The sequence below is a fragment of the Streptomyces griseoviridis genome (assembly GCF_005222485.1).
Classification (GTDB): domain Bacteria; phylum Actinomycetota; class Actinomycetes; order Streptomycetales; family Streptomycetaceae; genus Streptomyces; species Streptomyces hintoniae.
In genome coordinates this window covers 255,257-267,295 of sequence record NZ_CP029078.1, presented here as the reverse complement: position 1 = coordinate 267,295, position 12,039 = coordinate 255,257, and the positions used below count along the sequence as shown (strand labels likewise).

Here is a 12,039-nt window from a genome sequence, read left to right as displayed (position 1 = left end):
GAACGGCTGAGGGGGAGGACGGACGACGGGCGGCGGCCGCCTATCCGACGGCGGCCAGCGGGAGGTCGTCGAAGGAGCGCAGCGCGACGGAGTCCCGCCGCACCGGCTCTCCGGCCAGGGCGAGCGCGGGGAGCCTGTCGAAGAGGCGGCCGATCAGCGCGGCGCCCTCCATCCGGGCGAGGCTCGCGCCGAGGCAGTGGTGGGCTCCCGCGCTGAAGCTGAGCACCTTCGTCCCGGGGCGCCGCACCAGGAAGGCGTCGGGGTCCGGATGTTCGAGGGGATCGCGGTTGGCCGCGGCGAACACCGTCGTCACGCTGGCCCCGGCGGGCAGGACCGCGCCCGCCACCTCCAGGGGGCGGGCGGCGATCCGCTCCGTCATCATCACCGGCCCGTCCCAGCGCAGCGCCTCCTCGACGGCGGCGGACCGCAGCGCGGGGTCGGCGCGGACCAGGGCCAGTTGGTCCGGGTGGGTCAGCAGGGCGAACACCGCGAGGCCGAGGAGTCCGGCGGTGGTCTCGAACCCGGCCACGAAGACGAGCAGCAGGAGGTCCACCAACTCGCGCCCGGTGAGCGGGTGTCCGTCGCTCGCGCGCTGGTCGAGGAGGGCCGAGGCGAGGTCGTCGGCCGGCCGGGCGCGGCGTGCGCGCAGCAGGTCGGCGAAGTACTCCCGCAGGGCGACGACGGCGCGGTCGGCGCGCGTCCAGTCCTCCGGGGAGCGGATCGGTTCGAGCAGCCGGGTGGCCCCCCGGCCCAGCGCGGCGAAGTGCTGCCGCTCCGCGTCCGGTACGCCGATGAGCCGGCCGACCACCGCGACCGGCAGCGGATGCCCGACCAGTTCCTGGAAGTTCGCCGGGTCCCCGTCGGACGCGGCTTCGGCGAACGTGTCCACCAAGTCGTCGGTGACCGCCTCGACCGCCGTCCGCAGCGCGGCCACCCGGCGGGCGGTGAACGCCCGTGCCACCGGCCGCCGCAGCCGGTCGTGGTCGGGGCCGTTGGCGGCGAGCATCGAGGAGTAGAAGAAGTCCGCAGCCGGGCGTGCGGCCCATGTCGTCAGTTCACGGGCGCACCACTCGCGGTCGGGGACCAGGAGGTCGGGGTGGGACAGGGCGCTCTGGCAGTCGGCGAATCGCGTCAGAAAGCGGGTGCCGAATTCCTCGCTGTGGTGCGCCGGATCCATGTCCCGGAGTGCGGCAAGCAACGGATAGGGATTCTCCCTGCCTTCGGCAGAGAAAACCGATGAAACAATGGAATCCGCATCCACCAGGCCCACCTTTGAATTCCCGCCGACCGCACCGAGACCGCTGGAAGCGGGGTGAGCAGTTCGTCATCGTTCTCATGTGAGCGTAGTGGATGCCTGCGGCACACACCATTCCCTGACCCAAAGGAATTAACTCTCATATTGATGCGATAATCGTGTGACGGGTGGGGCGCTCCGGCGCCGGAACGTGATCCGCCGCCGGAGCACCGGGCCGCGGGGCGCCACCGGCCGGTGAGGCGCCCCCGCGCGGCGGGGTCAGATGCCGAGCAGATCGCTCAGATCGTCGGCGTGCTCCTCCTCTTCCTCCAGGATCCTCTCCAGCATCCGCCGCGTGGTCGGGTCGCTCTCGCCGATCCACCGGATCATTTCCTGGTACGTCGTGATGACGATCCGCTCCGCGATCAGGTTCTCCTGGAGCATGCGCTTCAGGTCCGTCTCGTCGGTGGTGACGTATTCGGTGTGGGAACGCTGCTTCAGCGTCGTCGGATCGAAGTCGGGACGGCCGCCGAGCTGGCTGACCCGCTCCGCGGCCCACAGGCCGTGCTGCATTTCCTGCTGGGCGTGCTCGGTGAATTCGGCGGCCACCTGCGCGCGGTCGATCCCGGAGGCCGCGATCGCGTGCTGCGAATACCGCAGATAACAGACGATCTCGGTGGCGACGACCTGGTTCAGCACCTCGATCAGACGCTCGCGGTCGGCCCCGTACGTCTTCGTCACCGGACCTCGGTCCATGTGCGCGCGGGCGTCGTCCCGGATTCTCGCGACGTCGATCTCGAACTTGTTCTCCACTCGGACTCCACGTGAAAGTGCGTGCACGTACAGCCGGAACTGTGCGTCACCCCCGCGGGCTCAGGACGCTGACACGCCGCGCCCCCGGCCGAACGGCCCCGTCACCGGCCGCGCCGGGACAGCCAGGCGGCCACCACCGCCCCCGAGACGTTGTGCCAGACCGAGAAGACCGCGGCCGGCAGCGCCGCGAGCGGACTGAAGTGGGCCGTGGCCAGCGACGCCGCGAGCCCGCTGTTCTGCATGCCGACCTCGAAGGCCATCGCCCGGCTCCCGGGTTCGCCGAGACGGGCCAGCCGCCCCGCGCCGTAGCCGAGCGCCAGACCGAGGCCGTTGTGCAGCACCACGGCGACGAACACCAGCAGGGCGGCCGACCTGAGGGCGTCGGCGCTGCCCGCCACGACCACCGTCACGATCACCCCGATGGTCAGCGCCGACAGCCAGGGCAGTGCCGGCAGGGCGTGCCGCACGTACCGGCCCGCCACCAGCCGCACGGCCAGGCCCGCGAACACCGGCAGCAGCACCGTCTTGAGGATGTCGGCGACCATCGAACCGGCGTCGACCGCCAGGTACTCGCCCGCCAGCAGCAGCGTCAGCGGCGGGGTGACCAGCGGGGCCACCAGCGTGGAGACGGTGGCCACCGAGACGGAGAGCGCGACGTCGCCGCGCGCCAGATAGGTCACCACGTTGGACGCCGTGCCGCTGGGCGCGCAGCCGACCAGGATCACGCCCGCCGCGAGCTGCGGCGGGAGCTGGAGCAGATGGGCGACGACCCAGCCGAGACCCGGCATGATCACGTAGTGCGCGACCAGGCCGAGCGCCACGGCCCAGGGCCTCTGGGCCACGCCGCGGAAGTCCCGCGGCGTCATCGTCACGCCCATGCAGAACATCACCACGCCCAGCAGGTAGGGCACCGCCCCGCCCCAGCCGGTGAAGCCGCCGGGGAACAGCAGGCCCACCGCGCCGGCCGCGAGGACGAGGAGCGGGAAGACGGTGACGGCGCGCCGCGCGGCGCGGCCACCGGTGCCGCCGGGCTCTCCGGTGTCTCCGGTGTCGTCGGGGGTGCCGCGCTGTACAGGTTCTTCGGTTCTCACCGTGCGAGACAACGCGGGGTCGGGCGGGTGACGCAACCGGGTCTCGCGATGTGATCGTCCCGGGCGCGCGATCCGGCCGGACCCGCGGCGCTGAAGTCGCGACACGGGGGTACGGGGAGGACATCGCGTGACGGACGGCTCGGAAGGATGACGATGGGTTCGATGAGTCAGTTGCGGCAGCTGCGCACCGTGTACGCGGGCGGAGCGGTCACCTGGACCTTCTGCCTGCTGCTGACCATCGCCGGGGGCGACGGCACCGCCCGGCAGACCCTGCTGCTCCTCGGCCTGCTGGCCGTCTTCCTCGTGCTGCTGCTCTGGTCGACCTGGTGCCTCCGGGAGGCCGGCGGCCGTCGCCGCGCCGACGTCCCGGTCCGTCCGCACGCCGAACGACTCTGACGCCCACCCAGCGCCGGTCCGGGATCTTGTGGCCGGACCGGGGTAGGCGTAGAGCGACCCAGGGAGGATTGCCATGACGACGTACGTCATCTCGGTGCCGGGCACCTTCACCCGCGGAGCCGAGCCGGCGACGCGGGCGGAGCTGACCCGGGCGCTGCGCCCGGCGGACCCGCACCACACCCACATCGGCAGCGAAGAGGATCTCGACATCCTCAGCGTCAACGACGACGGCACGTTCACCGTCCGCCTCACCATCGACGCGGACACCGGACCCGAGGCCGAGCGGGAGGCCCGCAGGCTCGCCGAGTCCGCGCTGGCCGCCGTCGGCCTGGACGACGGGAGCACCCCGCTGGGGCCCGCGGTGATCACCGGCATCGACTCCGAGACCTGACCGCGCGCCGCGACGGCCCGTGCGCGTCACACGGCCGGGCCGTCAAGGGCGGGGTCTCCTTCACCCTCTCGGATGAAACACGCCCGAGGGTCCCACCGGCGTCGCATGGCGGGCGCGGCCCGGGGGAGAAGCCGGGCATGTGTGCCGATTCCGGCGATCGAAGGAGCCCGCGCGTGAGCGACGTCGTCTTCACCGCAGATTTCACGTCCGAGACCCAGTGGGTCGCGGGCCGCTCCTGGGCCTATCCGGGCGGCGGCCCCACCAACCCCGCCGACGACAAACTCGACCACCTCACCGCGGACCCCGCCTACTCCCGCTCCGGGACCTTCCGCGCCACGCGCCGGGCGGACGGCCTCTGGGACACCGGCCTGCTGACCACCGAGGGCAGCGCCGAGGGCTTCACGGTCCGCACCGGGGACCGGCTCGACGCCCGGGTGCGGCTGCCCGTCGGGGTGGGCGCCTGGCCGGCGATCTGGACCTGGCGGGACGGCGGCAACGAGGTGGACGTCTTCGAGTACCACCCCGACAACCCCGCCCTGCTGGAGTTCAGCAACCACGTCCGCCCGTCGGGACGCGACCTGCGCGCCGACGCCATCAGCCCCGGCGGCGCGGTCGATCTGAGCGTGACGTTCGGCAGGCGCAGCGTCGTCTGGTCGCTGAACGGGAAACGGGTCTTCGCCGACGGCCGCGGGGTCGGGGTCGGCTGGTACGCGTCCCTGATCGTCAACCTCTCGGTGTCCGCGGGCCGTTACCACCCGCACCCCGACGCCGCGACCACCGAGCTGTCCTACACGGTGGAGAGCCTGGTGGTGCACCGCACCGCGCACTGGCCGCCCGGCGTCTGACGGGAGCCCGCCGCGCCACGCCGGTCAGCGGGCGGCCGGGGTGATCTCCAGCAGGGCCCCCGCCGTACGGTCCGAGGCGGGGCCCGTCTCCAGCGCCACCGTCCCCGGCTCCACCACCCAGGCCAGCTCCCGGTCGAGTGAGGCCAGCGTGTCCTGGCCCACCTCGAACACCGCCTCCGCCTCCGCGCCCGGCGCCACGAGCAGCCGCACGAATCCGCGCAGCTCCCGCACCCGCGGCCAGGAGGTGCCGCCCGACAGCCGCCGCAGATACAGCTGGACCGTCTCGTGGGCGGCCCTGCGCCCGGTGTTGCGGACGGTGACCCGGCACGTCAGCGCGGGCGCGTCCGCGCCGACCCGGCTCCGCGACAGCCTCGGCGGCCCGTACTCGACGTCCGTGTACGACAGCCCGTGCCCGAAGGCGTGGCGCGGCCGGTCGCTCACGTCGACATAGCCGCGGTAGCCGTGGTCCTTGCCGTTGTAGAAGACGGGCAGGTGGGCCGCCGAACGCGGCACCGACACCGGCAGCCGGCCCCGGGGCTCATGGACGCCGAACAGGACGTCGGCCACCGCGCGCCCGCCGCGCGGCCCCGGGTACCAGGCGCTCAGCACCGCGCCCGCCCGCCCCCGCAGCTCGGGCAGGGCGTGCGGCCTGCCCTGGACCAGCACCACCACGACGGGTGTCCCGGTCGCCGACACCGCGTCCAGCAGCGCCAGTTGACCGGCGGGCAGCGCGAGGTCCGCCAGGTCGACGCCCTCGCCGCAGGTCATGCCGGACGCCGTCGCCGAACCGGCCACCGCGGCGCCGTTGTCGTCGAACACGGTGGTGCGGGACCTGGCGCTCGAACCGCCGAGCACCAGGACCGCCACGTCGGCGCCCGCCGCCGCCGCGACGGCCTCGGGCACCCCGGTGGGATCGTCCCCGACCAGCTCGCAGCCGCGGGCGTGGGTGACCTCGGTGCCGGGCGCGACCGCGGCACGGACGCCCTGGAGAACTGTGACGCCCCGGCCGGGCCGCTGCGGCGCGGTGTAGTCGCCGATCTGCTGGTCGACGGAGTCGGCGTTCGGCCCGAGCACCGCGATCCGGCCCACCGAGGGGGAGAGCGGCAGAACGGCGCCGTCGTGCGCGAGCAGGGTGATCGACGCCCGCGCGATCCGCTCACCCACGTCACCGGCGTCCGGCCCGCCCCGGCCCTGGTGCCTCGCGGCCGGTGCGCCGGGAGCCGGCAGGGCTCCGTCCCGGACAGCGTCACCGCCGTCGCCGACGGCCCCGGCCCGCGCCGGCTCCTCGTCGAACAGGCCCAGGCGGAACTTCGTCGTGAGGACCCGGGCGACGGCCGTGTCCAGCGCGGTCTCGGACAGCAGCCCCCTCTCCACCGCTTCGGCCAGCCGCGGGAAGGAGGCGTCCCACAGGCTCAGATCGCATCCGGCGTCCAGCGCCAGCGCCCCGGCCGCCACCGGATCGCCGGCCAGCCGCACCAGCCGGTCGACCGCGCCGCCGTCGGCCATGACGATGCCCTCGAACCCCCAGCGCTCCCGCAGCACCTCGGTCAGCAGGTACCGGTTCGCGACACACGGCACCCCGTCGAACTCGTTGTAGGCCGCCATCACCCCGCTCGCCCCGGCCGCGACACCGGCCCGCGCCGCCACGAGATGGATCTCGTGCAGCTCGCGCGCCCCGAGTTCGGTCGCCGCGCTGTTGCGCCCGCCGACCGTGGCGCCCTGACCGGCGAAGTGCTTGAGCACCACGCCGACCCCGGCCGCGCCCGCGCCCTCCACCAGCGCCTCCGTCAACCGGGCCGCAAGATAAGGGTCTTCGCCGAAACACTCCTCGGCACGGCCCCACCGCGGGTCCCGCACCAGGTCGAGCGCGGACACCAACGCCAAGTGCGCGCCCCGGGACCGCAGTTCAGCGCTCACGGCAGCCGCCGCCTCCGCGTACAGCCGCGGGTCCCAGGCCGCGCCCACCGACAGGTTCACCGGCAGCACCGTGCCGTCCAGGGCCTGGTGGCCGTGCGGCATCTCCTCGACCAGCAGCACCGGGATGCCGAGCCGGGTGTGCTCCACGACATGGCGCTGCACGAGCGCCGCAGTCGACGCGCCGTCGCGCGCGTCCAGGCCGTCGTCGAAGCCGACCCCTGACCAGGCGTCCGCCCGCTGGAGCCCGTACAGCGCGCCCATCCCGCCGAAGGCGGCGACCTCGTCGCGAAACGCCTCGGTCAGCCGGTGGCCCCCGTCGGCGCGCTCGTAGGCGTGCCAGCCGTACATGCGCTGGTTGACCTGCCCGACCTTCTCGGTGAGCGTCATCCGGCCCAGCAGGTCACGGACCCGGTCGGCCACCGGTGCGGCCGGGTCGCGGTAGCGGGGGAGGGTCATCGCAGCTCCAGCACGGCGACCCCGTACGGGTCGAGCGTCACGTCCGGCGTCGGCGTGCCGTCGTCGAGGCCGTGCAAGTGGCCGTCGGCGACCGGGCGCACGGTGAGCGGTTCCGGGCTCTGGCTGACCAGCCACACGAAGCGCCGCCCGTCCTCGTGGACGAGGACATCGGCGCTGACCCGCGGATCGGCCACGGTGACCGGGCGCCGTACGCCGGCCACCTCGGCGAGCGCCGCGTACAGCCGGTGCGCGGTGTCCGGGTTGGCGCGCGCGGTCCTGGCCGCCATGTGCTCCAGCGGGTAGGTGGCCAGCACCGTACGGCCCCGGCCGGTCTCCTTGACGACCAGCGCGGGGCGCCCGTGCGCGTCCACCGCCACCACCCGGCCCGCCCGGGGTATCACCGGCAGGTAGGCGCGGCTGTCCTCGTTCCCCGCGACCGGGAAGCGCAGCACCTCGCCCGCCCGCAGCCCGCCGAAGTCCTCGGTGAACGTCATCTCCAGCACGTCGTCCTCGATCGGCTCGGCCACCCCGTACGACAGTTGCAGCTCCACGCCGAACAGCCCGTCGAGGTCGTCGAACCACGGGCCCCGGGTCGCCGGGTGCTCACCGGAGCAGAACGACAGGTACACCGTCGAGCCCGCCTGGGCCCTGCGGTCCAGCTCCCGGCGGGTGCGGGTGGTCAACTGCCGGGTGGCGGGCAGCAGATAGAGGGCGGCCTCGCCCGGCAGCAGGTCCGCCTCCCGCAGGAACCCGACGGGCAGGTCGGCGGCCCGCGCGGTGACGTAACTCTGGTGCAGGGACGTGAAGATGAGCGGCCGGTCGGCGGGCCGGCTGTAGGGGTAGCCGCGTTCGAGGAAGGCCGGCACCACCAGGGCGGCGTCGGCGTCAGCGCGCGCGCAGCGCGCGAAGTCCACCGCCTTCAACACCTTCGCGAAGTCCGCCAGTTCACGCAGCGGCTCCTTGGGCGCCCCGGTCGAGTCGGTGATGCCGAAGTGCATCTCGAACGGGTGGTGGTCGTAGGGCGGCCGGTCCCACAGGTCGTCGTAGTCGGTGTTGTTCCACGCCATCCAGCCGGTCGCCCCGCCGAGCAGCGAGTTGTGCAGCGTCTGCCGGTAGTAGAGGCCCGCGTTGGCCGCCGAGACCGTGTCCGTGGAGAGCCCGAACTCCTCGAGGACGACGGGCTGTCCGGTGACCGACGCCAGCTCGCACTCGAAGGCCGCGCGGTAGTGCTGGCGGGTCCTGTCGGTGTCCGAGCGGTAGACGTGCGGTCCCACGAAGTCCACGTACTCGGCGGTGTCCCGCAGCGAGAAGCCGTTGTCGCGGCCGGTCACCTCGATGCCCCAGGCGCCGTCGCCGAGCGACACCGGCTGGGTGGCGCCGGTCGCCCTGACCGCGTTGCACATGGCCTGCGCCCACGCGGTCACCACGTCCGAGGACGGCGGGTCGACCTGGTAGATCCGCCCGTAGCCGGGCATCTCGTTGGTGATCAGCCAGCCGGTGACCGCCGGATGGTCCTTGAACCGGCGGGCCATCCGGGACACGAACCAGGCCTGCCTGCCCACCATCCACACGTCCTCGTAGAGGTCGCGGCCACCGCGCCAGGCCGGGTCCCAGTTCTCCCCTGACATGTGGCCGACGATGAAGGTGGGCACGGTCCCCATGCCCGCCTCCCGGTGCGCGTCGAGGAAGTCCTCGAAACGCGCGCAGAGTTCGTCGTCCACCCGGTGCGGCTCGGGATGGAAGTCCGGCCAGTAGAAGAACGAGCGGGTCGTGTTCAGCCCGTGCTCGGCCAGCACCCGCAACTCCTCGCGCACGGTCTTCGGGTCGTAGTCGCGCCACATCAGCGGACCGCCGGTGCGGGACCAGAAGTTGGCGCCGAGCCAGGGCAGGACGTCGGGCTGATGGGTCAGTCGGGCGCTGTGGCGTCGCATGGTCCTTCTCGGATGATCGGGGGTGGTGGGGGGTGTGGAGGTGTGGAGGTGTGGAGGCTCCGGAGCACCGGGAGTACCCGGTGCGACGGGAACCCGTACGAGGGTCAGCCGGGCGCCGGACCCGTGGACTCGCGCACGACCAGCCGCGGCCGTCCGGTCAGCGGGGTCTCCTCGACCTCCTCGCCGCACAGCGAGAGCAGCAGCCGGGCCGCCGCCGCGCCGACCTGCTGCACCCGTTGGTCGACGGTGGTCAGCCGCGGATGCAGCCACCTGCCCAGCGGCAGATCGTCGTAGCCGACCACGGACATGTCCCGGGGGACACCGAGCCCGGCCCGCTGCGCGGTGCCGATCCCGCAGACGGCCATCGAGTCGTTGGCGTAGACCACGGCGGTCGGCCGGTCCGCCGCGTCGAGCAGCGCCTCGGTGGCGCCGACCGCCATCCGCTCGCTGAAGTCGGTGTGCAGCACCGCGAACGGCCGCAGCCCGTCCGCCCGCAGCGCCTCCTCGAAGGCGGCCCTGCGCAGCCGGGTGTGCTGCAACTCCACGGGCCCGGCCACGTACGCGACCCGCCGGTGCCCGAGCCGCAGCAGATGCGCGACGGCCTCCGCGACCCCCGCGCCCTGGTCACCGAGGCCGACCCGGGGGACGACGGCGGTGTCGTCCGGGGAGCCGAGCAGCACCGCGGGCAGCCCGAGCCGCGCCAGCAGCGCCGGACGCGCGTCGTCGTCGCGGGCGTCGGTCAGCACCGCGCCGTCCACCCGGCCCTCGGCGGCGAGCCGCTCGTACAGCGCGTTCTCCTCGCGCGGGCCCGTCACCAGGTGCAGCAGCAACCCGTAGCCGCGCGGCGCGAGTTCGCCCTCGATGCCGGTGATCAGCTCGCTGAAGTGCGGGTCGGCGCCCAGCACATCGGTCGGGCGGCGCACCACGAGGGCCAGGCTGCGGGTGCGGGCGTTGCGCAGGGCGGCGGCGGGCGCGCTGGGGGACCAGCCGAGGTCGGAGGCCGCGTCGAGGATGCGGCGGCGGGTCGCCTCGGACAGCCGGCCCTTCTGGTTGAAGGCCTGCGAGACGGCGGCCGTCGACACCCCCGCCGCCGCGGCGACCGCCTTGATGGTGGGGCGGCGCCCCGCCCGCTCGGTGGGCGCGCTCACATCTTCACCGCGCCGCTGACCAGGGCCCGCTGCATCCGCTTCTGGAGCACGGTGTAGACCACCCACACCGGCACCAGGGTCAGCACCGTGCCCGCCGTCAGCACGCCGTAGTCCGTGCCGGTGATCGACTTCAGGGTCGGCAGCGCCACCTGCACCGTGCGCTGCGCCGGGTCGGGGCCGATGATGACCAGCGAGTACAGGTACTCGTTCCAGAACGTCAGGAAGTTCAGCAGCAGCACGGTCGCGATGCCCGGCAGGCACATCGGCGCGTAGATGTGCCGCAGCACGGCGAACGTCGACGCCCCGTCGAGCCGCGCGGCCTCCTCCATCTCGGCCGGCACGGTCCGCATGAACTGCACCAGGATCACCACCGACAGCGGCAGCGCCGTCGCCGGCAGGAACAGCACCATGAACGTCCGGGTGTGGAACAGGCCGGTGGCCGCCGCCAGCAGGAACGTGGGGAACAGCGCGGCGAAGGTGGGGATCAGGAACCCCAGCGAGAACACCTTCTCGATCACCCCCGCCACCCGGCCCGTCGACCGGGCCAGCGCGAACGCGGCGGGTATCGCGAGCAGCAGCGTCAGCGCCAGCGAGAACACCGTCACCAGACCGGAGTTGACGACCGCGAGCCCCAGGTCGGCGCTGTCGAAGGCGGTTCGGAAGTTGCCCAGCCCGAGCGAGGCGGGCGGCGCGAACGGCCGGTCGAAGATCTCGTCGTTGCTCTTGAACGCCGACGCGAGGAAATAGTAGAGGGGGACGACGAGCAGCACCGCGTACGTCCACACCAGGACGTGCGCCGGGAGCCACCGCTTGCCGAGCTTCATGGTGGGATCCGATCAGTAGGTCTGGCGGAAGACGCGGCGGATGGCGAGCAGACCGACGAGCCCGGTCAGGAAGAGGAACACCCCGACGGTCTGGCTGTAGCCGAGATCGGCGGCGATGAACGCCTTCTGGTAGACGAGGAACGACAGCGTCGTCGACGACGTCCCAGGACCGCCCTGCGTCAGCAGCAGCACGTGCTGCGCGGACCCGAACAGCGTCCACAGGAACTGGAGCATCGTCACGACACCCACGTAGTCCCTGATCACCGGGAAGTGCACCGTCCACATGGTCCGCCAGTGCCCCGCCCCGTCCAGCTGGGCCGCCTCGCCCAGCTCACCCGGCACGCTGCCCAGCCGGGCCGCGAAGAGGACGGCGGTGAAGCCGATGCCGCTCCACACGTCCAGGGCGATCAGACACGCGAGCGCGGTCGAGGGGGACGCCAGCCAGGCATCGGTCAGCGACCCCAACCCCACGCCCTGCAGAGCCCCGTTGACCAGTCCGTCGGGCGACAGGGCCGCGTAGAACACCATCGCCTTCGCGGGCGTCGAGATGAGCCCGGGTATGAACAGCAGATAGCGGATCACCCGGTGCCCCGGCGGCCGTTGGGCCACGTAGTAGCCCAGCATGTACGCGCAGACGACCATCACCGGCAGGGCGACGGCCAGTTGGACGGCGGTGTTGGCGACGGCGTCCCAGAACACCGGGTCGTCGAGGACGGTGCGGACGTTGCCGAACCCGGCGAACGAGACCGGCTGGAGCATCCCGGGCCAGCGCAGCGCCGCGATCACGAAGATGGCGATCATCGGCCCGACCATGAAGACCAGGTACCAGACCAGCGCGGGCACCGCCAGCACGGTGCCGCCCTGCCGGGGCGAGCGGCGCGCGGCGGGAGCGGTGGGCGGGACGGGCCGGCGGGCCGCGGTGCCGTCCGGTGTCGTCGTCAGCGTCGTCATGCGGTGACTCCCGGAGTCGGGTCGGCGGAAGCGGGGGCGGGC

The 12,039-nt window shown here is 73.2% G+C and carries 11 protein-coding genes; 3 read left to right on the top strand and 8 right to left on the bottom strand.

The genetic code is table 11. The annotated features are described in order from the left end of the window. Positions 1–40: 40 nt before the first annotated feature. The 3 genes from DDJ31_RS01100 to DDJ31_RS01090 form a co-directional block, all read right to left on the bottom strand. A complete protein-coding gene (locus tag DDJ31_RS01100; protein ID WP_127182192.1) occupies positions 41–1,177 on the bottom strand; it encodes a cytochrome P450 in 1,137 nt (378 codons plus the stop codon). Between the two features lie 336 nt (positions 1,178–1,513). Then, positions 1,514–1,990, bottom strand: coding sequence for a ferritin-like domain-containing protein (locus tag DDJ31_RS01095; protein WP_431029295.1), 477 nt, complete (start codon positions 1,988–1,990; stop codon positions 1,514–1,516). A 158-nt stretch (positions 1,991–2,148) separates the two neighbouring features. Continuing rightward, positions 2,149–3,138, bottom strand: a complete 990-nt coding sequence (locus DDJ31_RS01090) for a bile acid:sodium symporter family protein (protein WP_127182194.1) — start codon at positions 3,136–3,138, stop codon at positions 2,149–2,151. 153 nt (positions 3,139–3,291) lie between these two features. Here DDJ31_RS01090 and DDJ31_RS01085 point away from each other — a divergent pair, with 153 nt between their 5' ends. From DDJ31_RS01085 to DDJ31_RS01075, 3 genes are all read left to right on the top strand, one after another. After that, positions 3,292–3,534 (top strand): hypothetical protein, encoded by a 243-nt coding sequence (locus DDJ31_RS01085; protein ID WP_127182195.1) that lies wholly within the window; start codon positions 3,292–3,294, stop codon positions 3,532–3,534. Between the two features lie 73 nt (positions 3,535–3,607). After that, on the top strand, positions 3,608–3,925 hold the full coding sequence (locus DDJ31_RS01080) for a hypothetical protein (RefSeq protein WP_127182196.1): 318 nt from the start codon (positions 3,608–3,610) through the stop codon (positions 3,923–3,925). Between the two features lie 173 nt (positions 3,926–4,098). Continuing rightward, positions 4,099–4,770 (top strand): beta-glucanase, encoded by a 672-nt coding sequence (locus DDJ31_RS01075; protein ID WP_240678328.1) that lies wholly within the window; start codon positions 4,099–4,101, stop codon positions 4,768–4,770. A 24-nt stretch (positions 4,771–4,794) separates the two neighbouring features. Here the strand turns inward: DDJ31_RS01075 and DDJ31_RS01070 are convergent, their stop codons facing one another. The 5 genes from DDJ31_RS01070 to DDJ31_RS01050 form a co-directional block, all read right to left on the bottom strand. Further along, positions 4,795–7,143 carry a glycoside hydrolase family 3 N-terminal domain-containing protein gene (locus tag DDJ31_RS01070; RefSeq protein WP_127182198.1) on the bottom strand — a complete coding sequence of 783 codons (2,349 nt, stop codon included), beginning with the start codon at positions 7,141–7,143 and terminating at the stop codon, positions 4,795–4,797. Continuing rightward, the gene (locus DDJ31_RS01065; RefSeq protein WP_127182199.1) at positions 7,140–9,074 is read right to left on the bottom strand and encodes a glycoside hydrolase 5 family protein; all 1,935 of its coding nucleotides are present in this window, start codon (positions 9,072–9,074) and stop codon (positions 7,140–7,142) included. Before DDJ31_RS01065 ends, DDJ31_RS01070 begins: the two co-directional genes overlap by 4 nt. Positions 9,075–9,178: 104 nt before the next feature. Continuing rightward, complete coding sequence (locus tag DDJ31_RS01060; protein ID WP_127182200.1) at positions 9,179–10,222, bottom strand: LacI family DNA-binding transcriptional regulator; 1,044 nt, start codon at positions 10,220–10,222, stop codon at positions 9,179–9,181. After that, a complete protein-coding gene (locus tag DDJ31_RS01055) occupies positions 10,219–11,046 on the bottom strand; it encodes a carbohydrate ABC transporter permease (protein WP_127182201.1) in 828 nt (275 codons plus the stop codon). The genes DDJ31_RS01060 and DDJ31_RS01055 overlap by 4 nt, the downstream gene beginning before the upstream one ends. Positions 11,047–11,058: 12 nt before the next feature. Beyond that, on the bottom strand, positions 11,059–11,997 hold the full coding sequence (locus DDJ31_RS01050) for a carbohydrate ABC transporter permease (RefSeq protein ID WP_127182202.1): 939 nt from the start codon (positions 11,995–11,997) through the stop codon (positions 11,059–11,061). Between the last annotated feature and the right edge of the window lie 42 nt (positions 11,998–12,039).